Here is a 23,524-nt window from a genome sequence, read left to right on the forward strand (position 1 = left end):
GGGGAGCAGGGGGCGGAGGTGGAGGGCTGTCCTCACAAGCGGACAGGGTCAGCGCCATCACCGCAGCGGTCATCGTGGACTTGAACGTCTTCATCCGCGTCATCCCTTGTCGCCCCAGTTGCCAGGCGGATCAAGTTTCTAGTTGCTCTTCGTCTCGATGAACCGGAACGTCGTCGCCAGGAAGCTGCTCTGGAGGACCACCTTCTCGTTCTTCAGGGTCGCGCCATCGAGCTTGATGTTGTTGACGTTCACGATGCGCCGCATGTTCGCCATCTCCTGCAGGAACATGGCGATCTCATGGTAGTTGCCGCTCACCGTCATCTTGATGGGGATGCGCGCGAAGAACTCGCCGCCCTCGACGTACTCGCGGTCGGGCTCCACGCGGGAGATCTCCAGGCCGGACTTCTTGCCGATGTCGTTGATCTGCGCGAGCAGCTCCTCCATGTCGCGCCGCTCGGGCAGCTCCGTGAGGGCCTCCGCCAGCTTCTGCTCGAGCACGTCCATCTCACGGCGGCGCTCGTTGAGGTTCTGGGCGATCTCGCTCTTCTCCGCGAGCTCCAGGTCCAGCGTCCGGCGCTCCGAGTTCCTGCGCGCGATGTCCTCTTCCGTGGGCTGGATGAAGGAGAAGAAGTTGGCCACGGTCAAGAGGACGACGAGGGCCGCGAGCCCGCCGAACTTCGCCGCGGGGGGGGCCTTCGCGAGTTGATCCAGGTATTTTTCCATGACAGGGGTCCTTCGCCGCCAATCAGATGGCGTAGTTGGCGGTGAGGGTGAGCTTGAACTCGACGAACGACTGAGCACCGGCCTGAGCGGGCTTGGTCTGCACGGCGTTGGTCAGTTCGATGTTGCCGAAGAAGGGCTTGATGTCGCCGGAGGAGAACTCCTCCACGCTCGCGGTCTCCGTGTTGAAGAGCTCCACGCGCGACGTCTTGGCGGCGCCGCGGCCCTGATCCACCAGGCGCCCCATGCCCTTGGGCGTCCACACCATGCCGCCCAGGCCGCGCATCAGCTCCGCGACCTCGTCGTGGCTGACGGCGGAGCCGTTGATGGTGACGCTGTTGGAGGCCTCCACGAAGTCCTTGAGCCAGACCTTCTTGGGCATGGCGGAGGACAGCGCGTCCAGCATGCGCACCGGCCCGTTGCGGCCCTTGCGCAGCGTGTCCAGCACCGCGAGCTTCTTCTCCACTTCCTTCTTGCGGGCGTTGATGTTGGTCACCTCGCCGATGACCTTCTCCAGCTCCGCGATCTTCGCGCGCGTCTGGGCGATGCCCTGGTTGGCCTTCTGCAGCTCGCCGTCGCGGTCCGCGTACCAGAAGTAGTTGCCGACCACCGCGGCGATCAGGACCGCGGCGTAGAGGGCCAGGACCTGCCGGCCCATCTCCCGCTTCTTCACCGCCCGGACGGGCAGCAGGTTGATTCGGATCATCATGTGCGTTCAGTTCCTCAAGGTCGGTCAGAGCGGTATCAGCCCAGCTTGTCGCCCGGGCGCCGGAGCGCCAGTCCCACGGCCACCGCGGCCATGGGCGCCACGTCCATGATGAACGCGGGGTCGAACTTGCGGTTGTCCACTTCAATCTTCCGGAACGGGTTGAGGATCTCCACCGGCACGCCGGTTCGCGCCTCGATGGTCTTGAACAGGGCGGGGATCTTCGCGGTGCCGCCGGACAGGTAGACCTTGGTGAAGTTCGAGTCCGCGGCGGTGCCCGCGTAGAAGTCCAGCGAGCGCTGGATTTCGCCGGCCACCTGCTCCGCGACGCTGGAGAGCACGCGCTCCACGTCCTGCGGCACGACGGCGTCCGCGTCCGCGCGGTTGCCACCGATCTTCAGCGCCTCCGCCTCCTCGTAGGAGACGTTGAGCTGCTTCTGGATCTCCTCGGTGAACTGGTTGCCGCCGATGGTCACGTCACGGGTGAAGACGGTGACGCCGTTGGCGATGATGTTGATGTTCACCACGGAGGCGCCGGCGTTGATGAGGACGACCGTCTCCTTGTCCGGCAGCTCGTAGTTCGTGGAGAACATGTTCTGGACGGCGAACGCGTCCACGTCCACCACCACCGGCGCGAGTCCCGCCTCGGAGACCACGGTGGTGTAGTCGTTGATCATGTCCTTCTTGGCCGCGACCAGGAGCACGTCCATCTGACCGGTGGCGTCGTTGCCGCCACCGTCGAGGATCTGCGTGTCGATGTTCACGTCCTTCACGTCGAAGGGGATGTACTGCTCCGCCTCCCACTGGATGCTCTCCTCGAGCTCTTCCTGGCTCATGCGGGGCATCTGGATCTTCTTGATGATGACCGAGTGGCCGGACACGCCGATGGCGACGTCCTTGCCCTTGACCTTCAGCTCGGACATGAGCTCCTGGACGGCCTGGACGATGGCCGTGGAGTTCATCAGCGCGCCGTCCACGATGGCTTCCGGAGGCAGCGGCTTCATTCCGAAGCTCTGGAGCGCGTAGCCGACTTCACCGCGCTTGCGCTGCTCCTTGAGCATGATCATCTTGATCGACGTCGACCCGATATCCAGCCCGAGTGCCAGTTTGCCCTTCGCCATGCGTAACTCCATCGGAGAGGGCGCCAGCGTAGCACCGGCTTGATACCCCTCCTAAAAAGTGCTTGGCGCCCGGCCGCCCTGCGGACGGGGGAGCGCCGTGAAAGCCAGCCACACCCGCGCCCCCACCCATCCTTCGCGGAGGCCCGATTTTCCGGCCCCGGACGCGTTCCGTCAAATGGCGCCGGAGGATTCCTGGGGAGTCGCCAGCCGGGCGTCACCCCTGCCCTTCGGTCCGGGCCCCCTCCGCGTCCGGATCGATGCCGTACTCCTTGATCTTGTAGAGGAGCGCCCGGTGGCTGATGTCCAGCACCTCCGCCGCCCGGGTGCGGTTGCCCTTCGTGCGCCGCAGCGCCGCCCGGATGTAGGACTCCTCCAGTTCGCGGATGGCCCGCTTGAGCGACAGGTCGCCCCCGGCCTGTAGCGGCGCGGCCGTCCCCACCGGCGCGGGTGCGGAAGCCGCCCACAGCTTTTCGGGCAGGCTGCCCGGCGCGATGTGGGTGCCTTCCGCGAGCAGCACGGCGCGCTCCATGGCGTTCTCCAGCTCGCGCACGTTGCCGGGCCAGGCGTAGGCCGTCATCAGGGCCTCGGCCTCCGGGGTGAAGCCCTCCACCGGAGGAGCACGGTTGAGCTCGCGGTTGAAGCGCTGGAGGAAGACGCGGGCGAGCAGCGGGATGTCCTCGCGGCGCTCGCGCAGGGGCGGCAGCGTGAGGTTCACGACGTTGAGGCGGTAGTAGAGGTCCTCGCGGAAGTCGCCCTGGGTCACCAGCTTGCCCAAATCGCGCAGCGTGGCGGCCACCACGCGCACGTCCACGCGCTCCACGCGGCTTTCACCCACGGGGCGGATCTCCCCCTCCTGCAGCACGCGCAGGAGCTTCACCTGCGCGCCCAGGGGCAGCTCGCCCACTTCATCCAGGAAGAGCGTGCCGCCGTCGGCCTCCGCGAACAGGCCCCGGCGGGCGGTGCGCGCGTCGGTGAAGGCGCCCTTCGCGTGGCCGAACAGCTCGCTCTCCAGGAGGCCGTGGGGGATGGCGCCGCAGTTGACGGCGACGAAGGGCATGGCGGCGCGGCGGCTCTTGCCGTGCAGCTCGCGCGCGATGAGCTCCTTGCCGGTGCCGCTCTCCCCGGAGATGAGCACCGTGGTGTCCACGGGCGCCACGCGCGCCACCTGCTTGAGCACCGCCTGGAGCGCGGCGCTCTGTCCCAGGATGTGGCCCCCGGACGCGCCGGGCAGCTGCGCCTCGTGCAGGCGGCGGTTCTCGCGCACCAGCCGCTCGCGCTCCTCCGCCTTGCGCAGGACGAGGACGATCTCCTCCGGCTTGAAGGGCTTCTGGACGTAGTCGTAGGCGCCCGCCTGCACCGCCTCCAGCGCCTGCTCCTGGGAGCCGTACGCGCTCATCACCACCACGGTGAGGCCGGGCTGCTCCACGAGCGCCGCCTTGAGCACGGACAGCCCGTCGCGCCGGGGCATGCGCACGTCCGTCACCAGGACGTCATAGGCGCGCGTGGACAGCTCCCGCAGGGCCTCGTCGCCATCGGCGACGGCGCGCACGTCGTAGCCCTTGTCGGTGAGCACCAGGGTGAGGATGTGGCGGATGGAGGGCTCGTCGTCGGCGACGAGGACGGTGCGGAAGAGGGGCATGGGGGACGCCCATCATATGCCGTCTGGCCCCGCCGTCAGGCCGCTGGCAGCGACAGCCGGAAGCACGCCCCGCCCCCCGTGCCGTCGCGCGCGTCCAGCCGGCCGCCCATGCCCTGGGCCAGGTTCAGCGACACCGCCAGCCCCAGGCCCGTCCCCTGCCGTCCCTTGGTGGTGAAGAACGGCTCGAAGAGGTGCGCGCGGACCTGCGGCGACAGGCCCGGGCCGCTGTCCTGCACCTCCACCAGGACGAGCGCGTCCTCACTCCGGGTGGTGACGCGCACGCGGCCCTCGCCCCCCATGGCCTGGGCGGCGTTGAGCAGCAGGTTGATGAGGATCTGCGACAGGGGCCCCGCGTCCGCGCGGGCCAGCAGGCCGGGCGTCACGTCCAGGGTGACGTCCACCCGGTCCAGCTCCGGCCCCGCGCGCACCAGCCGCACGCAGGTCTCCACCACCTGCCCCACGTCCACGGGCCCCGGCCAGGCGCTGGCCGGACGGCCCAGGTCCAGGAGGCCCCGCACGATGCGGTCGATGCGGGTCACCTCGTGGTCGATGCGCTCCAGGAAGTCCTTCACCTCCGGCCCCTCCGCCCTGGCGCGCGCCAGGGACAGGTAGCCCAGGATGCCCGCCAGGGGGTTGCCCACCTCGTGCGCCACGCCCGCGGCCAGCTTGCCCACCGTGGCCAGGCGCTCAGAGGCGACAAGCTCCGTCTGTGCCCGCGCGAGCCGCGCGTTCGCTTCGCGCAGCGCCTCCAGCTGCGCGCGCGTGAGGGCTTGCTCCTGCTTGAGCGCCTCCGCCATCCGCCGCAGCTCGCGCTGGATGCGCGACAGGAACGGCCCGCCCTGTCCGGAGAGCGGCACGTCCAGCTGCAACCGGCCCAGCTGCTCCACGGACTTCTCCATGGCGCGCAGCGGCCGGCCCACCGCCAGGTCCAGCACCCCGTAGGCCAGCAGCGTCAGCACCAGCAGATCCAACCCCAGCGCCAGCGGCAGGAAGGCGCGGATCCGCGCGAGGCCCTCCATGTCCAGGGAGCCCGGCAGCGCCAGCCGGCGCGCCATGTCCAACAGCCGGATGAGCACCGGCTGCAGCGTCAGCCACGACAGGCCCGTGGACAGCGAGCCCAGGAGGAACGCCACGCTGGCGATGCGCCACTTCATCCGCGCACCGGCGCAAGGCCCCTCACCGCGTCCCTCCGAGCATCAGCGCCACGTCCAGGGGCAGCACGCGCGCGAGCCACGGCCCCAGGAGCATCACCTCCAGCCCCGCCAGCGCCAGCCACGGACCGAAGGGGATGTTGGTGGGGCCAGGGACCCATTCTTCTTCCTCCCCCGTCTCATCCAGCGTCGCGTCCGGGATGGGCTGGAACAGCAGGCACCAGGGGACGAGCACCACGCGCTTCCACAGCGGCAGGCCGGGCTTCGTGAAGTCCCACGTCATGGTGGGCTCGGGCTCCTCTTCCTCCTTGGAAGCCTCCACCGGCGGAGTCAGGGCCGCGTCGGCCTGCGGATCCTGAGCAGGCGGAGGCGTGGACTCGGGCTCGGGCGCGCCGCGCGGCCCCGCTCTCCCCGTGAGGGTCAGGAGCGCAACCCCCACGATGGAGCCCTGCAGCGACGAGAAGAAGAGGATGCCCAGCAGCGAGTGCCAGCCGAGGAACGCGCCCAGCAGCGCGACGAGGAACTTGTCCCCGCCGCCCAGCGCCTCGCGCTTGAAGGCGCGCCAGCCCACGTACTCCATGAGGCGGAAGCTCAGGAAACCCACCGCCGCGCCCAGCGCCGCCTGCCCCACCGCGTCCACGCCCTGGGGAATGGCCAGGAGCACGCCCGCGGCGATGCCCGGCAGCGTCAGCGAGAACGGGAGGATCCAATGTTCCAGGTCGATGAAGGTGAGCGGCACCAGCAGGAACACGAGCACCAGCGCGGGGACCAGCTCGTACGTCCAGTCAAAGCGCTTGAGACACGCGAGGAACAGCAGGCCCGTGAGCAGCTCCACCAGGACGTAGCGCGGGGAGATGGGCGCGCCGCAGCCGCGGCACCTCCCGCGCAGCCCCAGCCACGACAGGACGGGGATGTTCTCGTACCAGGAGAGCACGTGCCCGCACTTGGGGCAGCGGGACCCGGGCCGCACGATGCTCAGTCCTTCGGGCACCCGCGCGATGACGACATTGAGGAAGGAGCCGATGCACAGGCCGAGGATGAACAGGAAGAGGATGAAGAGGGGCTCGGCCCAGCCCGGCGCGTAGGTGAACGTCACGGAGCCCGGAATCCTACCCGCCGCTTCCGGAGCTGGCGACTGCCGGATGGAGGACGAAAACCGTCAGCGTCAGTGACAAAAATTGGCAGGCCCGCGGCTGATCCATCCCCTTCCCTGACCGCCTGCCCTGGGAATCCCGGGGGTTGGGCGGATTGTTCGGCGTGGCACTCTTCGTGCTAAGAGTTCCCGCGTCGTTCAACCCCCCTCTGCTTGCCGCGGAGTCCCCAAACATGATGAACCGTCTCTTCCGGAAGAAGGGTGGCTTCACCCTCATCGAGCTGATGATCGTGGTCGCCATCATCGGCATCCTGGCCGCCATCGCCATCCCGAACTTCATCCGCTTCCAGGCGAAGTCGAAGCAGTCCGAGGCCAAGACGAACCTGAAGGCCATCTTCACGGCGCAGAAGTCGTACTTTGGTGAGAAGGACAAGTACAGCGCCGACTTCACGGTCGTCGGTTTCGATCCGGAGCCCGCGAACCGCTACAGCTACGGCCTGATCCCCGGCTGCGCTGAGACCTCCCCCGCCAACACGCGCACCGCGCGCGCCAAGGCCGGCTGCATTGGCCAGGACGTGGCGAAGTTCCTCACCGCGCCGGCCCCCAAGGACGCGATCGCCGCCCTGGGTGTGCAGCCTGCCGCGGCGGACTGCCCGAACTGCTTCTTCAGCGCGAACGCCGTCGGTAACGTCGACAACGACGCGATGGGCGACGCCTGGGGCATCACCTCCTCCCCGACGGGCGCGACGCTGGCCGGCACCTGCGGCGTGGACACCAACCTGGTGGCCGCCGGCGAGCCGGGCAACGCGTACAACGACGTGAGCTGCGACCAGTAGTCGGTCGAGCGGCTTCGCCTGATACCGCCGCGGATCCGTCGTGACGGATCGCAGTGGGGGATGGCAGAATCCATGGGGCGCCCGGGCATATCGGGCGCCCCATTTTCGTTGGGTGGAGCCATGGACAAGGTGTACCTGCGATTCGTCCCGGGCGTGTTGTTGGTGGCGCTGTTGTCCGCGCCCCCCCGGCCCGTCTCCAGGCAGGGCGGTGGGCCTCTGTTGCCCCGCCCCGGACTGCTCAAGACGCTGTTCCGCTCCCAGCAGGGGCTGGTCACCGACTACTTCTGGATCCTCCTGCTCAACCGCATTGGCGCGGCGGCGCGGCCGTCGGAGTACCGGCAGATCTACGACTACGCGGACCTGGTCACGGACCTGGACCCTGCTTTCTGGCAGGCGTACTTCTACTCGGGCATCACCTTGCCGGTGCACCTGGGCAAGGGCGAGTACCTGAACGTCGCGGAGTCGAGCACCATCCTGCGCAAGGGGCTCAAGCACCTGCCGGACAACCAGCGGCTGTCCTTCCAGCTGGCGTACAACCTGATGTTCTTCGAGAAGAAGTACAAGGAAGCGGCGGACATCATCCAGGAGCTGTCGCGGCGGCCTGACGCCCCCTCCTGGTACTCGGCGCTGGCCACGCGCCTGTACGCGCAGTCCGGCGACTTCGACAGCGGCCTGTCACTCAGCATGGCCCTGCGCGATGGCGCGGAGGATGACGAGACGCGCGAGTTCTACGCGCACCGCGTGCAGGAGATCCTCCAGGAGCGGTTGCTGCGCACCATCGACGCGGCCATCACCCGCTACCGCGAGCGCGAGGGCCACCTGCCCGACGACCTGCCCGCCCTGGTCGCAGCAGGAGACCTGGCCCAGCTCCCCGCGGATCCGCTGGGGGGCAAGCTGTTCCTGGGCGAGGATGGCCGCGCCTATTCGGACGCCGCGCGCTTCCGCATGGAACTCATCCATGATGAACGCACCGAGGACGGCGAACGCCTGGTGCCCAAGCCCCGAGTCACGAACCATGACGAATCCCAGCCCTGAAGCCCCGCCCATCCATGCGCAGGGGCTGCACAAGACCTACAAGGTCGGCTTCTGGTTCAACCGCACCGTGCGGGCCCTCCAGTCGCTGGACCTGCAGGTGGACGCCGGACAGATCTACGGGCTGCTCGGCCCCAACGGCGCCGGCAAGTCCACGACCATCAAGATCCTGATGAACCTGGTGCGCCCCAGCGGCGGCACCGCGCGGCTCTTCGGGCAGCCGGTGGAGGACGCCGCCACGCGCAGGCTGGTGGGCTTCGTGCCGGAGAACCCCGCCCCGTACGAGTACCTCACGGGCCGCGAGTTCGTGACGCTGGCCGGCCAGCTGGCGGGCCTGTCCGGCCAGGAGCTGGACACGCGCGTCACCGAGGTGATGGGCGCGGTGGAGATGGCGGGCGCGGAGAAGCTGCAGATCCGCCGCTACTCCAAGGGCATGGTGCAGCGCGTGGCCCTGGCGCAGGCGCTGGTGTCCCGGCCGAAGCTGCTCATCCTGGACGAGCCCACGAGCGGCCTGGATCCGCTGGGGCGCCGGCAGATGCGCGACCTCATCCTGGCCGAGCGGGAGAAGGGCACCACGGTGCTCTTCTGCAGCCACATCATCCCGGACGTCGAGTCGCTGTGCGACCGGCTGGCGGTGCTGGTGGGCGGCCGCAGGGTGCGCGAGGGCAGCGTGCAGGAGCTGGTGTCCGCGCAGGTGCCCACGGTGGAGGTCGTGGTGGAGGGCTTGAAGCCGGAGCAGGTGCGCGGGCTGGGCATTCCGCTGGAGTCGGTGCAGGCGCTCGATGGCCGCGTGATGTTGCAGGTGGCGGACGTGGACAGCCAGCGGCTCTTGGGCGGCGTGCTGGGCGCGGGCGGCCGGGTGAACCGGATGCAGCCGGCGCGCTTCTCGCTGGAGCAGCTGTTCATGAACGCGCTGAAGGAATCAGGCCGCGCGTCGAGCGTGGGTGGGGAGATCAACACGTGAGCGCCTTCAGCGCGATGATGTGGAATGGCTTTCGCGAGGCGCGCCGCAACCGGGTGACGGTGGTGGTGGGCGTGTTCGCCGCGGTGGTGCTGCTGTCCTCCTCGCTGGTGACGGAGGTGACGGTCGCCACCTTCGACCGCGTGCTGACGGACTTCGGCCTGGGGATGATGAGCATCATCCTGGTCTTCCTCAGCATCTTCCTGTCCAGCAGCCTGCTCAGCCGGGAGATTGAGCGGCGCACCATCTTCCTGGTGGTGAGCAAGCCCGTGTCGCGGCGTCAGTTCCTGGTGGCGCGGCTGGCGGGCACCATGCTGACGCTGGGCGTGCTGCTGGTGGCGATGACGGCCGTGTTCCTGGGCGAGCTGCTGCTCTTCGGCGCGAACATCACGTCGACGCAGCTGTTCGCCAGCGCGGGGTTGTGGTTCGAGCTGCTCGTCATCAGCAGCGTGGGCATCCTGTTCTCCAGCTTCTCGGGGCCCGCGGTGTCCGCCATCGCCACCACTGGCATGTACTTCACGGGGCACCTGACCGGGGACCTGTACTCCATCGCCAGCCGCTCGGAGAGCGTCCTGGTGCGGGGCATTGGCAAGACGCTGTACTACGCGCTGCCCAACCTGGAGCGGGTGAACTTCCGGCCCCAGGCCACGTACGCGCTGCCGGTGGACGCCGCCACGTTCTTCTCCGGCGTGGGCTACAGCCTGGCGTGGACGCTGGTGCTCACCACGCTGGCCATCGTCATCTTCGAGCGGCGCGACTTCCGCTAGGCCGTTGGCGCCCGGCGCCTGGGGAGGAAGCGCTTCCCCAGGCAGGCCAGCGCGAGCCCCAGCCACGACAGCGCGCCGACGAGCAGCCCCGCCGTCAGGCCGGGCGTGCGGTAGCGCAGCTCCACCAGGTGCCGTCCGGCGGGCACCGGCACCGCGCGGACCGCCACGTTCGCGGGGAGGATGAGGACGTCCTGTCCGTCCACGCTCGCCCGCCATCCCGGCTGGTACGCGTCGTTGACCACGAGCACCGCGGGGGCCAGGGCCTCCACCTCCACCGTGAGGTGCTCGAGCGTGCCCGGGGCCACGTCTATCCGCCCCAGCGGGCCCTCGGGCGTGGCCGGCAGCGCGGCCTGGCACTCCACGATGGCGACGTCGGAGGGTGGCAGCTGGGGTGACAGCATCCGCCGCGCGGCCTCCGCCCTGCCCTCCACGCATTCCGGCCGCGCCAGGTGGATGCGCGGCGCGGCGTCCGCGTACTCCACCAGCGTCAGGCCCAGGACCGGATCCACGAAGGTGCTCCGCGCGGACAACCGGGCGCCCAGCTCCCGCTGCTCCGCCGTCGCGAAGGCGACGAACCGGGTGCCCAGCCGGGGCGCGAGCCGGGTGAACCAGTGCACCCGGTCCGCCTTGAGCTGGCGCACGCGGGGGCTCACCCCGGGCAGGTACTCGTTCGCGCTCTCCAGGCCCCACAGCGCCACCATGTCCGGGGCCAGGACGGACAGCTGCAGCAGGTTGAGGGCGTCGTTGTAACGCACGCCCGCCAGGCGCGGCGGCGGCAGATCCCTCAGCGACGAGGCCACCCGGACCCTTTCCCCGGGCGCCGTCAGCGCGCGGATGCGCTCCACGAAGGCGGGCGGCGTGGTCAGCAGCTCCTCCGGAGAGAGCTGGTACAGCGGCTCATGGGCCCACGCCAGCGCCCCCCACTGCAGGGCCACGAGCAACGCGCCCTGCAGGGAGGGCCGCTCGCGCAGGAAGATCAGCGCCGCGCAGGCGGACGCGAGCACCGCTCCGGCCACCGCGCTGGCGAGGACGTTGCCGGACAGCCCCTGGAGCACGGGCCCGGGGACGTCCGGCCAGCGGACGCGCAGCCAGTGCTGGCTCCACCCCTGCCCCGTCGCGTCCACCAGCGCGAGCCCCGCGCACGGCAGCGCCACCAGCAGTCCCACCCAGACCACGGCCCGGGCGCTGCCGCCTGGAGTGAGGCACCGCTTCCAGCCCAGGCCCGCGGCCACCGCGAGCCCCAGGGACAGCAGCGGAACCAGCTTCTCCGGATAGCGGAACGGCCTCCAGAACGGGACCAGTTGGTAGACCCAGCCGTATACCGGCAGCGCGTCCCCCAGGCAGAGCGCGGCCAGCAGCAACACGAGCGCCGCGAACACCCAGGCCCGCCACTGCCGCACGGAGGCGGCGAGCCCCGCCAGCGCCAGCACGCACGCGGGCGTCCCCACGTACACCGAGTCCACCCACGTGCGGTTGAAGCCGCCGGACGGCACCAGGTGCCTCACCACCGCGACGGGGATGCCCTGCGTGCCTTGCGCGTCCGCGAGGAACGGCCCCAGGACGAGCTCCCAGAGCCGCAGCGGGTGGAGCGAGAAGCGCTGCGCCTCCACCAGCGAGCGGGCTCCCGGCTCAGAGCCCGCGGTGAGCGCGGCGGCGGGCAACAGCTGCGGCGCGGCCAGCAGCCCTCCGGCGAGGATGAGCAGCACGCACGCCCCCACGCGCCGGCGCCAGGGCCCGGCCCGCGGATCCAACGCCGCCAGGCACACGATGCAGGCGTTGGCCATGACGAACGCCTGGGCATCCCCGGCGAAGGCCACCAGGGCCAGCACCATGCCCGCGAGCGTCAACCGGGTGAGGCCCGGCTCGCGCAGGAAGCGCAGCGCGAGCCAGAGCGCCAGGGGGAGCGTGCTCGCGGCCTGGAGGTACGTGGGGTTGTTGGTGATGCAGACCAGGTAGCCACTGAACGTGAACGTCACCGCCGCGAACAGCGCGCCCGCGCGCGGCACGTCCCAGGCCCGCACGAGGGCGTACGTGCCCCCCAGCGCCAGGGGGAAGCACGCCAGGAGCGTCAGCTTCGCGGCCAGCGCGAACGGCAGCACGAGGTGCAGCCAGAGGAAGGGGTGGAACGTCCCGGTGATGAAGATGCCGGGGAAGGACTGGCCCAGGCCGTCATAGGGGAGCCAGTCGGGGAACTCGAGCGCGGACACGCGCGAGGCCCAGTAGGCCCGCATGGGGTAGAAGGCCCGCAGCGTGTCCCCGGCCATGAAGACGCCGGAGGTGGAGAGCGCCCGGAAGAAGAAGAGGCCCCACAGGAGCGCGGCCACCGCCACCCTCCCCCCGCGCCCGACCGTTGTCCTTCGCTGCTGGTCGCTCATCCCGCTCCCTGGCTGTCCGCGGCTCCGGAGGCGTGGCGCGGCTTCGCGGTGAACTTCCCCACCAGCTACCACAACCCCGCGTTCACGCGGGAGGACCTGCACCACCCGCCGCCCGGCGCGCTCCTGCGACCCGGCCCCTGCCTTCGCCCGCTCCTTCCGGAAGCCGTCAGCCGGCGCGTGTCCCGCCGGGCTCGTCCAGCTCATCCGTGAGGCCGTGCTTCGCCAGCCGGTAGCGGAAGGAGCGGAAGGACAGGCCCAGCAGCTCCGCGGCGCGCGTCTTCACCCCTTGCGCCTGCTTGAGCGCGGCCAGCAGGTGCCGGCGCTCGTGGTCGTCCAGGTGCCGCTCCAGGTTGAAGCCCTGTCCCAGCACCGGCTCGCCGGCCTCACCCGAGCGCGCCTGCGGCTCCGCCTCGCCTCGCACGGAGGGCGGCAGCGTCGCCGGCCCCAGCACGTCCGAGTCCGACAGCGTGGCCGCGCGCTCCACCATGTTCTGCAGCTGGCGCACGTTGCCCGGGAAGGCGTAGCGCTCCATCAGGGCCAGCGTCTCCGGCGCGAAGCGCAGCCCCGGGCGCCCCAGCTCCTCCGCCAGCCGCGACAGGAAGTGCGTCGCCAGGGGCGGGATGTCCTCCGGCCGCTCGCGCAGCGGGGGCAACTCCAGCGTGATGACGTTGAGCCGGTAGAAGAGGTCCTCGCGGAAGCGGCCCGCCTTCACCTCCGCCTCCAGCCGGCGGTTGGTGGCCGCGATGACGCGCGCCTGGAAGGGAACCTCCGCCGCGCTGCCCACGGGCTTCACCTTGCGCTCCTGCAGCACGCGCAGCAGCTTCACCTGCGTGGAGAGGGGCATCTCCCCCACCTCATCCAGCATCACCGTGCCCTCGCCCGCGGAGATGAGCAGGCCCGGCCGCTCGTGCGTGGCGCCGGTGAAGGCCCCGCGCATGTGGCCGAAGAGCTCGCTCTCCAGCACGCCCTCGTTGAGGGCCGCGCAGTTGAAGGGCAGGAAGGGCTGCGCCGCGCGGTGGCCGCGCAGGTGGACGGCCCGGGCCACCAGCTCCTTGCCGGTGCCGCTCTCCCCCGTCACCAGCACCGTGCTGCGCCCCGGCGCCACCTTCTCCACCAGCTGCCACAGGGCGCGCATGCGGGGGCTGGTGCCCACCAGGAGCCCGCCCAGCCCGGGCAACAGCCGCGCCTTCAGCGTGCTGTTCTCCTGGCGCAGCGCGCGCTTCTCCAGCGCCTTGTGCACCAAGAGCCGCAGCTCCTCGTTGTCGAAGGGCTTGCAGATGTAGTCGTACGCGCCCTCGCGCATGGCCTCCACCGCGGAGGACGGCGTGCCGAAGGCGGTGATGAGCACCACCTCCGGCGGCTCCTTGAGCGCCCGGGCCGCGCGCAGCACGTCCAGGCCGCTGCCCGCCGGGCCCAGCTTCATGTCGGAGATGACCAGGTCCACCGGGTCCTTCGCCAGCAGGGCGCGGGCGGGCTCCACGCCGGGCACGCTCGTCACCGCGTAGCCCTCGCGCACGAGCAATATCTCCAGGTACTCGCGCATGGACAGCTCGTCGTCCACCACCAGCACGTGGCCGCGCGGGCCTCCTTCGTGGGGGAGCGCCGTCACAGCGGCAGCCCCACGACGAACTCGGTGCCTTCCGCCGGGTGGGACGTCACGCGGATGCTGCCGCCGTGCGCGCGGATGATGGAGTGCGCGGTGGACAGCCCCAGCCCGGTGCCGCCGCTGCGGGTGGTGAAGAACGGCTCGAACAGGTGTCCCATCATCTCCTCCGTGATGCTGCCGGCCGAGTCCCACACGCGAATCTGGGCTTCCTTCTCCACCCGCGCCAGCGCCACCCGCACGGTCCCCTGGGGGCCCGCCGCCTGGAAGCCGTTGCGCAGGAGGTTGATGAGCACCTGGCGCAGCTGATCCGGATCCACCTGCGCCGTCAGGGACTCCGCCGCGCGCACCTCCGTCTGGACCTCGCGGGCCAGGGGGTCCGCTCTCAGCATGTCCACCGTCTCCGACAGGAGCGCGTCCAGCGCCACCGGCCGGCGCTGGGGCTCCGGCGGACGGGCGAAGCGCAGGAAGTCCTCCACCAGCCGCGCCAGCCGGTCCGCCTCGCGGGTGAGGATGCCGGTGAGCTTCGTCACCACCGCGTCGCGCGACTGCTCCTGCGCCAGGAGCTGCGCGGAGCCGCGCATGGCGGCCAGCGGGTTCCTGATTTCGTGCGCCAGCTGCGCGGACAGCGCGCCCAGGCTGGCCAGCCGGTCCGTGCGCTTCAGGTCCTCCTCCATGCGGCGCAGCTCCGTGAGGTCCTGGAAGACGATGAGCAGCGCGCCCGCCTCGCCCTCCAGGGGCGACACCGACAGCCCCAGCACCCGGTTGCCACCCGGCGTGCGCACGCGCAGCTCGCCCCGCGTGGCGCGCGGCGCCAGCGTGGACACCCCCGGCAGTAGCATCTCCAGGGGCTGGCCCACCACGGACGCGTTGTCCTCCACGTGGAGGATGCCGTGGGCCGCCGTGTTGAGGAAGGTGACGCGCCGCTGGACGTCACACGTCACCAGCCCCGACGGCATGGAGGACAGGATGAGCTGCTGCAGCCGCCCCAGCCGGCGCAGGTCCGCCTCGCTCTGGGACAGCGCGCCGCCGGTGGCGGACAGCTGGCGCGACAGGTAGCCGGACAGCACGGCGATGAGCACCAGCGCCAGCGCGTTGCTGCCCAGCACGAAGAGCACGCGCGCCGCGGGCACCGTCACCACGTCCACCGGCGTGGTGAGCCGCATGATGAGCAGCAGCATGGTGAACGCGAACGTGGACACGGCCGCGGCCACCAGCGCGCCGCGCCAGTCCAGCACCACCGCCGCGCCAATCACGGCCAGGCTGTAGAGGAACGTCAGCGGCGAGTCCGCGCCGCCGCTCAGGTAGACGAGCCCGGTGGCGATGAGCACGTCGCCCACCACCGTCACCATGCCGTCCAGCCGCCCCGCGGTGCCCCGGCGCAGCCGCAGGCCCGTCACCACCGTCAGGACGTACGCGCCCGCGATGACCGCGAACGACAGCGAGTCCGCCCGGGTGGGCTCCTGCGCGGGCTGCGTCAGGAGCCTCGCCACCGTCACCACGAGCGACAGGCTCGCCGCGACGGTGCGGAACAACACCAGCCACACCAGGCGGGGCCCCAGGCCCGGGGCCGCGCTGGATGAGGAACCGCCCAGGCGCGCGTTACTTGATCGCGCCGGCAAGGCTGAAGATGGGCAGGTACATGGCGATGAGGAAGCCACCCACCACGCCGCCGAGGAACACCATCAGCAGCGGTTCGATCATCGACGTCAGCGCGCCGATGGCCGTGTCCACCTCGTCGTCGTAGAAGTCGGCGATCTTGTTGAGCATGGTGTCCATGGCGCCCGTCGCCTCACCGACGCCAATCATCTGCACCACCATGGACGGGAACACCTTGGTCTCCAGCAGCGGACCCGCGATGTTCTTGCCCTCGGCGATCTTCCCGCGCACGTAGTAGATGGCCTCTTCCACCGTGCGGTTGCCGGCCGTCTTCGCCGTCACGTCCAGCGCGTCCAGGATGGGCACGCCGGAGGAGATCATCGTGCCCAGCGTGCGCGTGAAGCGCGCCACCGCCACCTTGCGAAGCACGTCACCGAAGAGGGGCAGCTTGAGGAACGTCTTGTCCCAGAACTTGCGGCCCTTGGGCTGCTTGTAGCTCCAGCTGAAGGCGAAGACGACCACGGCGATGCCGACGACGGTGTGGAAGAAGTACGCCTGGGCGAACTTCGACATGTCCACCACGACCTGCGTGGGACCCGGCAGCTGCGAGCCGAAGTCCGCGAACATCTTCTCGAAGACGGGCGTCACCTTGAGGAGCAGCAGCGCCGTCACACCGATGGCCACCAGGATGACCACCGACGGGTAGGTCATGGCGCCCTTGACCTTCGCCTTGAGCTTCTCGTTCTTCTCACGGTAGGCGGCGAGCCGGTTGAGGATGGTATCGAGGATACCGCCCACCTCGCCCGCGGCGCACAGCTGCACGTAGAGCTCGTCGAAGACCTTGGGGTGTTCCTTCAGGGCGTCCGCGAAGGTGCTGCCCTGCTCCACCTTGCCCTTGATGGCGAACACCACCTTCTTGAAGGCGGGGTTGTCCATCTGGCTGGCGAGGATGTCCAGACACTGCACCAGCGGCAGGCCTGCGTCGATCATCGTCGCGAACTGACGGGTGAAGATGAGGATGTCCTTGCCCGTGACGCTCCCGGGCAGGGACAGCTCCATGTCGAAGGTGCCCTTCTTGCGCACCTTCGTGGGGTTGAGGCCCAGGGACTTCAGGCGGGCGTTGACGGCCTCGATGTCCGAGGCCTCCATCTCACCCTTCTTGTTCTCCCCGCTCTTGGTCTTCGCCTCCCAGAGGAACTGGGCCGTGTTCTTCTTGGACGCTGTCGCCTTCTGCTGCACTGCCGGTGCTGCCATGACGGGACCTCCGGGGAGGGCGAGGAGTCTAACCTGTGATTTTCATGCCCCAAAACTAACGGGCACCCGCTCCCCCGGCCGGCCGCTGGGCGCCACCCGGCGCACCGCCCGTGGCGAGGATGTTGCGCAGCTCCTCCGGGTCGGAGGAACGGCCGAAGGCCTCGTCCTGGGAGATGACCCGGCGCGCCAGAAGCGCGGCGAGCGCCTGGTTGAACGTCTGCATGCCGTACTTCGCCTGGCCCACCTGCATGGACGAGTAGATCTGGTGGACCTTGTCCTCGCGGATGAGGTTCCGGATGGCGGGGTTGGGCACCATGACCTCCAGGGCCAGCACGCGGCCCGGGCCGCCCGCCTTGGCGACGAGCGCCTGGCTCATCACGCCCTCCAGCACGAAGGACAGCTGCGCGCGCACCTGGGGCTGCTGGTACGGCGGGAACACGTCCAGCACGCGGTTGATGGTCTGCACCGCGCTGTTGGTGTGCAGCGTCGCGTAGCAGATGTGGCCCGTCTCCGCGATGGTGAGCGCCGCTTCGATGGTCTCCAGGTCGCGGAGCTCGCCCACCAGCACCACGTCCGGGTCCTGGCGGAGGATGTACTTGAGGGCCGTCTTGAAGTTGCGCGTGTCCGCACCGACCTCGCGCTGGTTGACCAGGCAGTTCTTGTGCGGGTGCAGGTACTCGATGGGGTCCTCGATGGTCATGATGTGCTCATGACGCTCGGTGTTGATCTTGTCGATCATCGAGGCCAGCGTGGTGGACTTGCCGGAGCCCGTGGGGCCCGTCACCAGGATGAGGCCGCGCGGCTTCTTCACCAGCTCCGCCACCACCGGCGGCAGGCCCAGTTCCTGGAAGGTCAAAATCTTGAAGGGAATGGTGCGGAACGCGCCGGCGACGGCGCCGCGCTGCATGAAGATGTTCGCGCGGAAGCGTGACAGGCCCTTCACGCCGAACGACAGGTCCAGCTCGTTCTCCTCCTCGAACTTGTGCTTCTGCGCGTCCGTGAGGATGGAGTAGCAGAGCTGCTTGGTCTCCACGGGCGTGAGCGGCGCCGTCTTGAGCGGGACGAGCTCACCGTCCACTCGGAGCTGCGGCGGCGAGCCGGTGGTGATGTGGAGGTCGGAAGAGCCCTTCTCGACCATCGCCTTGAGGAGCTGGTGCAGGTTGGCCACGGATGCGTGTCCTGTCGGAGGAAAGCGGGGGGAGGAAGTGGGGGTGATTTAGAAGCGGTCCGGCGCGGTGTTGCCCACGACCTCTTCCAGGGTGGTCATGCCATCCATGAGCTTCTTGAGCGCGCTCATGCGCAGGCTGCTCATGCCCAGGCGGATGGCCTCCTGCTTGAGCTCCGCGGCGGAGGCGCCGTTGATGACCAGCTCCTTGAGGCCGTCCCAGAAGGGCATGACCTCGTAGATGGCCACGCGGCCGCGGTAGCCGCGGTCGTTGCACTCGCGGCAGCCGACCTTCTCGTACATGGTGAAGGTGCCCATCTTGTCCGGCGGGATGCCCGCGTCGATGAGGGCCTGCTCGTCCACCTTCTCCGCGGGGCGCTTGCACGCGGGGCACAGCCGGCGCGCCAGACGCTGGGCGAGGATGAGGTTGAGCGACGCCGTCACGAGGAACGGCTCGATGCCCATGTTGAGGAGCCGGCTGACCGTGCCCGGGGCGTCGTTGGTGTGCAGCGTGGAGAGCACCAGGTGGCCCGTGAGCGCCGCCTTCACGCCGATTTCCGCCGTCTCGAAGTCGCGGATCTCACCGATCATGATGATGTCGGGGTCCTGGCGGAGGAAGGAGCGCAGGCCGGCCGCGAAGTTCAGGCCGATGTCCTCGTGCATCTGCACCTGGTTGATGCCGGCGAAGTTGAACTCGACCGGGTCCTCCGCGGTGCAGATGTTGGTGCCCACGTCGTTGAGGCTGGAGAGCGCCGAGTACAGCGTCGTCGTCTTGCCGGAGCCCGTGGGGCCCGTCACCAGCACCATGCCGTAGGGCCGGTCGATGGCCTCCTTGAACCAGGCCAGGGGCGTCGCGTCGAAGCCCAGCTTGGTCATGTCGAGCTGCAGGTTGCTCTTGTCGAGCAAGCGCATCACGACCTTCTCGCCGAAGAGCGTGGGGCACACGCTCACGCGGAAGTCCATCTCCTTGCCGCCGCCGATCTTGATCTTGATGCGGCCGTCCTGCGGCAGGCGGCGCTCGGAGATGTCCAGCGACGCCATGATTTTGAGACGGCTGGTGATGGCGTTGCGCAGCTTCATGGGCGGGCGCATCACCTCGTACATCACGCCGTCGATGCGGAAGCGGACCCGGAAGTCCTTCTCGTACGGCTCGATGTGGATGTCGGACGCGCGCTTCTTGATGGCGTCCATGAGGATGAGGTTCACCAGCTTGACCACGGGCGCGTCGTCCGCGGCCTTGGCCATCTCATCCACGTTCTCCTGCTCGTCCTTGGCGACCTCGATGTCGTCGCCCACGTCGCCGACGATGTCCTCCAGCGAGGGGCCCTTCTCCGCGTAGTAGCGCTCGATGGATTCGCGGATGGAGATTTCGGACGCGACGACGGCTTCGATGTTGTAGCCGGTGAGGAACTTCAGGTCGTCCACCGCGAAGATGTTGGACGGGTCGCACATGGCCACGATGAGGGACGGGCCCGCGCGGTTGACCGGGATCACCAGGTGCTTCTCGGCCACTTCCTTGGGCACGAGCTTGATGATGTCCGGATCAATGTCGAAGTCCTTCAGGTTGATGGCCGGCACGCCGTACTGCTTCGACAGGAAGTCGGTGAGCTTCGACTCCTCGATGGCGCCCGTCTTGATCAGCGCCGTGCCGATGCGCGCGCCACTCTTCTGCTGCTCCTCCTGCGCCTTGCGGAGTTGCTGGACGGAGATGAGGTTCTCGCGCACCAGCAATTCACCGAGTCGACCGGACATTTCTGGGATGCCTCTTTGAGCGTGAGGAGGGGACAGCCAGAGCCCCGGCTGCCGGCGGGACCCGAAGGGGGGAGACATGATGCCGTGCGGCAGGGGCCTGAAGCCCTGGCACGGATCCTCCCGGATTAGAGGAAACCGATGCGCGGCCTGTCAAGGCGCCCTGGCGTGCTCCCTTGCTGCCTGAGCCCTACCCGTCGCCGCGGGCCACCACGGTGCGGGCGGCCTCCACGTCGCGCTTGATTTGACCCACCAACTCGGCGGCGGAGCCGAAGCGCTGCTCGGGCCGCAGCCGCTCCAGGAACTGCACCCGCAGCTCCTTGCCATAGAGGTCGCCGGAGAAGTCCAGGAGGTGCGCCTCGATGGTGACCTCCGTGCCGCCAAAGGTGGGCTTCACGCCGATGTTGGCCGCCCCCGGCCACCATGGCCCGTCCGCTTCCCCCAGGAGGCGCACGCGGATGGCGTACACCCCGGGCGCGGGCCGCAGCTCGTTCTGCGTGTCCACGTTGGCGGTGGGAAAGCCGATGGTGCGCCCCCGGCCCGCGCCGGAGACCACCGTGCCGTCCAGGTCGAACGGGCGGCCGAGCAGGCGCCTGGCCGCCCCCACGCGCCCCTCCAGGATGTACTCGCGGATCCGCGACGAGGACGCGACGACGCCGTCCACGTTCACCGGCTGCACCACGTGCACCTGGGCGCTTCGCTTCGCCGCGGCCTCGCGCAGCGTGGCGACGGTGCCCGCGCGCTGGGCGCCGTAGGTGTAGTCGCTGCCCACGACGACGTGGGCCACGCCCAGCGTGTCGAAGAGGGCGGCCTCGAAGTCCTGCGGCGAGGAGCGCGCGTAGTCCCGGGTGAAGGACTGCACCACCACGTGGGACAGGCCGCACGCGGACAAAAGCTCCAGCTTTCGCGGCAGCAGGGTGATCAGCTTGGGCGCCAGGTCCGGCTGGAGCACCTTGCCCGGGTGGGGCTGGAAGGTGAGCGCGTTGGCGGGGGCGTGGCGCAGCGCCTCCGAGAAGAGGGCCTGGTGGCCCACGTGCACGCCGTCGAAGTTGCCCAGCGCGAGGGCCTGCCCCTGAAGCTGGCGGCCCGCCTCGGACACGGACTGGAAGACCTTCATGGCCCTTCCGTATAGCACCCCGCGCGCTTTTGCCCTGGCCAACCCACGCGGCTCCATGGTTAGAGGCCCACCGTTCCCGCCATGCGCCCTGCCCTGCTCCCTGATCCAGTCGGCCTCAAGTTCGTCCCCCTGGATGCGCCCCCGGACTGGGACGCGGAGTTCGGCTTCACGGGGCCCCTGGAGCTGGAGATCGGCTCCGGCGCGGGCGGACACGCGCTGGAGTACTGCCGCCGCAACCCCGGCGTGCGCTTCGTGGCCTTCGAGTGGCGCAAGAAGTACGCGCGCGACACGCAGATGCGCGCGGAGAAGGCGGGCATGAAGAACCTGCGCGTCATCGAGTCCGACGCGCGCTTCGTGGTGCCGCGCATCTTCGCCCCCGGGTCCCTGGACGTCATCCACCTGCAGTTCCCCGACCCGTGGTGGAAGCGCTCGCACGCCAAGCGGGCCGTCGTGCAGCCCGACTTCGCGAAGGTGATGCTGGGCCTGCTCAAGCCGGGCGGCCGCTTCGACATGCGCACCGACGTGCAGGACCGCGCGGTGGCCATGCTCGAAATCCTGGAGGCGGCGGGCTTCCACAACCCGCTGGGCACAGGCGTGTTCCACCCGTACGACCCGGAGGAGGTGCCCTCCACCCGCGAGCGGCGCTACCTGGCGTCCGGAGAACCGGTGTACCGCGCACGCCTGGTGAAACCCGCGTAGTCATCCGTCCGGCGCCTGACAGGCCCTGGACGCGCGAGGGGCTTTGGGGCCCTGGCGGTCCGCGAGGGGCCTTGGCAGCGCCCTCCGCCCGGAGGACAATCCCCCTACTTTGGGGGGGTGGGCGCCTCATGGCGGAAGTCGACAGGAAACGGATGCCGGAGGGCGTGCGCCGCAGCAGCCCCAGCAACGACCTCGCCGGGCGCACCGTGCTCATCGTGGACGATGATCCGGCGCAGATCCGCCACGTGCGCGAGGGCCTGGCCCCGCACGGCTACGTCTTCAAGGAAGCGCTGGACGGAACGCAGGCGCTGTCCGCCATCCGCGCGGCCCGGCCGGACCTCATCGTCATGGACGTGGAGATGCCCGGCCTGGGCGGCGTGGAGGTGTGCCGCATCGTCAAGGCGAACGCGGGCGAGGGCGGCTTCGGCTTCATCCCGGTCATCCTGATGACGGCGCGGCAGGCGGCGGGCAAGGTGGAGGGGCTGGAGCTGGGCGCGGACGACTACCTGGTCAAGCCCTTCGACATGCTGGAGCTGGGCGCGCGCGTGAAGTCCATGCTGCGGCTCAAGGCGCTGCAGGACGCGCTCCTGGAGAAGAACCGCGAGCTGGAGTGGGCCAACCGCGAATTGGACCGCCGCCGCCAGGAGCTGCTCGCGCTCAGCCGCACGGACGCGCTCACGGGGCTCTACAACCGGCGCTACTTCGAGGAGCGATTGGGCGAGGAGTTCATGCGCTCGCGCCGCTACCGCTCCCCCCTGTCGCTGGTGATGCTGGACATCGACCACTTCAAGCGCATCAACGACACGTTCGGCCACCCCTTCGGGGACGAGGTGCTGCGCGCGGTGGCGCACACGGCGCGCGCGACGCTGCGGGAGGTGGACCTGCTGGCCCGCTACGGCGGCGAGGAGTTCATCGCCCTGCTGCCAGAGGCGGCTCCCCAGGACGCGCTCCGGGCGTGCGAGCGGGTGCGCGAGGCGATTGAGCGGCTGGAGCTGACCTGGACGGGGCCGGACGGAATGTCGCAGGAGGTGAAGCTGACCGCGTCCCTGGGCGTGGCGACGGTGCCCGCGGACGACCTGCCGGGCACGGAGGCGCTGCTGCGCGCGGCGGACGCGAGCCTGTATTCCGCCAAGGGGACGGGCCGCAATCGCGTCCACCAGCACGCGGCGTGACACACCTCCCGCTTCCCCACGGCGGCGGTTTGACCTAAATCGGAGGCCCCATGCGCCCGCTCGCGATGACGACCTGGCTGCTGTTCGCCCTCCTCTCCCTGGGCGGCTGCAGCCGGCTCCAGCCGGACACCCCCGTGGGGGCCTACCAGACGTTCCACCGGCACGTGCAGCGCGGAGAGCTGCCCAAGGCGTACGCCGGGCTGTCACAACCGACCCAGCAGGTCCTGAAGACGCGGGCCCAGCAGGTGAGCGACGCGTCGGGAGGCATGGTGAAGCCGGAGCCGCTCGCGCTGTTCTTCGCGAATGTCCCGGTGCCTCCGGATGTTCAGGAGGTTTCGCTGCTCCGGCAGGAGGGCGACGTGGCGACCTTGGTGGTGCGCTCGGCGGGAAGGTCGGGCGAGGTCCGGATGGTGAGGGAACCGTCCGGGTGGAAGGTGGACTTTTCAGCATCCCCCCAGCCGTGAGCCCGGGCATGCCCGGACCCCGCGCATCAGGTAACGTACAACCGTGAACGACAGGAAGACACGGCGGGTGGCCCCCGCAGTCGAAGTCATCCGGCGGCCGGGCTCGACGCCCGGCAGCCCGGTGACTCCGTCCTCGGCCGCTCCCACCCCCTCCCCCACGCCGAGGCCCACGCCCCGGCCCACGCCGGTGGCGCCCTCCGCCCCGGTGGCCCCTCCCGCGGAAGGCGCTCCGCGCGCGACGCCAGCGCCCCGTCCCACGGCGGGCGTGGCGCCCACGCCCCGCCCTGGCGGCCTCTCCCCC

20 protein-coding genes and 1 pseudogene are annotated in these 23,524 nt (G+C 69.9%); 8 read left to right on the forward strand and 13 right to left on the reverse strand.

What is annotated here, in order from left to right; genetic code table 11:
- Positions 1-138 precede the first annotated feature (138 nt).
- The 6 genes from D7X96_RS32725 to D7X96_RS32750 form a co-directional block, all read right to left on the reverse strand.
- Positions 139-723: a type IV pilus inner membrane component PilO gene (locus D7X96_RS32725; RefSeq protein ID WP_120551579.1), complete on the reverse strand. Its 585-nt coding sequence runs from the start codon at positions 721-723 to the stop codon at positions 139-141.
- Positions 724-745: 22 nt separating this feature from the next.
- Positions 746-1,429, reverse strand: a complete 684-nt coding sequence (locus D7X96_RS32730) for a PilN domain-containing protein (protein ID WP_120551578.1) — start codon at positions 1,427-1,429, stop codon at positions 746-748.
- A gap of 35 nt (positions 1,430-1,464) precedes the next feature.
- Positions 1,465-2,547: a type IV pilus assembly protein PilM gene (gene pilM / locus D7X96_RS32735; protein ID WP_014399064.1), complete on the reverse strand. Its 1,083-nt coding sequence runs from the start codon at positions 2,545-2,547 to the stop codon at positions 1,465-1,467.
- Positions 2,548-2,761: 214 nt separating this feature from the next.
- Positions 2,762-4,186, reverse strand: coding sequence for a sigma-54-dependent transcriptional regulator (locus tag D7X96_RS32740; RefSeq protein ID WP_121771534.1), 1,425 nt, complete (start codon positions 4,184-4,186; stop codon positions 2,762-2,764).
- Between the two features lie 35 nt (positions 4,187-4,221).
- Complete coding sequence (locus D7X96_RS32745; protein WP_120551576.1) at positions 4,222-5,340, reverse strand: sensor histidine kinase; 1,119 nt, start codon at positions 5,338-5,340, stop codon at positions 4,222-4,224.
- A 22-nt stretch (positions 5,341-5,362) separates the two neighbouring features.
- Positions 5,363-6,433: a prepilin peptidase gene (locus D7X96_RS32750; RefSeq protein WP_120551575.1), complete on the reverse strand. Its 1,071-nt coding sequence runs from the start codon at positions 6,431-6,433 to the stop codon at positions 5,363-5,365.
- A 230-nt stretch (positions 6,434-6,663) separates the two neighbouring features.
- Between D7X96_RS32750 and D7X96_RS32755 the strand changes: the two genes are divergently transcribed.
- The 4 genes from D7X96_RS32755 to D7X96_RS32770 all read left to right on the forward strand — a co-directional run bounded on the left by D7X96_RS32755 (position 6,664) and on the right by D7X96_RS32770 (position 10,026).
- Positions 6,664-7,266: a type IV pilin protein gene (locus tag D7X96_RS32755; protein WP_121771535.1), complete on the forward strand. Its 603-nt coding sequence runs from the start codon at positions 6,664-6,666 to the stop codon at positions 7,264-7,266.
- Positions 7,267-7,386: 120 nt separating this feature from the next.
- Positions 7,387-8,301, forward strand: a complete 915-nt coding sequence (locus tag D7X96_RS32760) for a tetratricopeptide repeat protein (protein ID WP_121724409.1) — start codon at positions 7,387-7,389, stop codon at positions 8,299-8,301.
- Entirely contained in the window at positions 8,282-9,262 is a 981-nt protein-coding gene (locus D7X96_RS32765; RefSeq protein WP_120551572.1) for an ABC transporter ATP-binding protein, read from the forward strand. The genes D7X96_RS32760 and D7X96_RS32765 overlap by 20 nt, the downstream gene beginning before the upstream one ends.
- Complete coding sequence (locus D7X96_RS32770; RefSeq protein ID WP_120551571.1) at positions 9,259-10,026, forward strand: ABC transporter permease; 768 nt, start codon at positions 9,259-9,261, stop codon at positions 10,024-10,026. Before D7X96_RS32765 ends, D7X96_RS32770 begins: the two co-directional genes overlap by 4 nt.
- Here D7X96_RS32770 and D7X96_RS32775 read toward each other — a convergent pair.
- The 7 genes from D7X96_RS32775 to D7X96_RS32805 form a co-directional block, all read right to left on the reverse strand.
- The gene (locus D7X96_RS32775; protein WP_147468448.1) at positions 10,023-12,350 is read right to left on the reverse strand and encodes a YfhO family protein; all 2,328 of its coding nucleotides are present in this window, start codon (positions 12,348-12,350) and stop codon (positions 10,023-10,025) included. The genes D7X96_RS32770 and D7X96_RS32775 overlap by 4 nt on opposite strands.
- A 217-nt stretch (positions 12,351-12,567) precedes the next feature.
- On the reverse strand, positions 12,568-14,010 hold the full coding sequence (locus D7X96_RS32780) for a sigma-54-dependent transcriptional regulator (RefSeq protein ID WP_120551569.1): 1,443 nt from the start codon (positions 14,008-14,010) through the stop codon (positions 12,568-12,570).
- The gene (locus D7X96_RS32785; protein ID WP_120551580.1) at positions 14,007-15,545 is read right to left on the reverse strand and encodes a two-component system sensor histidine kinase NtrB; all 1,539 of its coding nucleotides are present in this window, start codon (positions 15,543-15,545) and stop codon (positions 14,007-14,009) included. The genes D7X96_RS32780 and D7X96_RS32785 overlap by 4 nt, the downstream gene beginning before the upstream one ends.
- A gap of 61 nt (positions 15,546-15,606) precedes the next feature.
- Positions 15,607-16,857 carry a type IV pilus assembly protein PilC gene (gene pilC / locus D7X96_RS32790; protein WP_120551568.1) on the reverse strand — a complete coding sequence of 417 codons (1,251 nt, stop codon included), beginning with the start codon at positions 16,855-16,857 and terminating at the stop codon, positions 15,607-15,609.
- Positions 16,858-16,912: 55 nt separating this feature from the next.
- On the reverse strand, positions 16,913-18,025 hold the full coding sequence (locus tag D7X96_RS32795) for a type IV pilus twitching motility protein PilT (protein WP_120551567.1): 1,113 nt from the start codon (positions 18,023-18,025) through the stop codon (positions 16,913-16,915).
- A 48-nt stretch (positions 18,026-18,073) separates the two neighbouring features.
- Positions 18,074-19,774, reverse strand: a complete 1,701-nt coding sequence (pilB, locus tag D7X96_RS32800; RefSeq protein ID WP_120551566.1) for a type IV-A pilus assembly ATPase PilB — start codon at positions 19,772-19,774, stop codon at positions 18,074-18,076.
- A 187-nt stretch (positions 19,775-19,961) separates the two neighbouring features.
- On the reverse strand, positions 19,962-20,888 hold the full coding sequence (locus tag D7X96_RS32805) for a bifunctional riboflavin kinase/FAD synthetase (RefSeq protein ID WP_120551565.1): 927 nt from the start codon (positions 20,886-20,888) through the stop codon (positions 19,962-19,964).
- Positions 20,889-20,969: 81 nt separating this feature from the next.
- Between D7X96_RS32805 and trmB the strand changes: the two genes are divergently transcribed.
- The 4 genes and pseudogenes from trmB to D7X96_RS40545 all read left to right on the forward strand — a co-directional run.
- Positions 20,970-21,587 (forward strand): tRNA (guanine(46)-N(7))-methyltransferase TrmB, encoded by a 618-nt coding sequence (gene trmB / locus D7X96_RS32810; RefSeq protein ID WP_120551564.1) that lies wholly within the window; start codon positions 20,970-20,972, stop codon positions 21,585-21,587.
- A 128-nt stretch (positions 21,588-21,715) separates the two neighbouring features.
- Positions 21,716-22,759 carry a diguanylate cyclase gene (locus tag D7X96_RS32815; RefSeq protein WP_121771537.1) on the forward strand — a complete coding sequence of 348 codons (1,044 nt, stop codon included), beginning with the start codon at positions 21,716-21,718 and terminating at the stop codon, positions 22,757-22,759.
- Positions 22,760-22,809: 50 nt separating this feature from the next.
- On the forward strand, positions 22,810-23,223 hold the full coding sequence (locus tag D7X96_RS32820) for a hypothetical protein (RefSeq protein WP_120551562.1): 414 nt from the start codon (positions 22,810-22,812) through the stop codon (positions 23,221-23,223).
- A gap of 67 nt (positions 23,224-23,290) precedes the next feature.
- Positions 23,291-23,524: pseudogene (locus D7X96_RS40545) on the forward strand (hypothetical protein); the annotation flags it as partial.

The sequence above is a fragment of the Corallococcus interemptor genome (assembly GCF_003668875.1).
Taxonomy (GTDB): domain Bacteria; phylum Myxococcota; class Myxococcia; order Myxococcales; family Myxococcaceae; genus Corallococcus; species Corallococcus interemptor.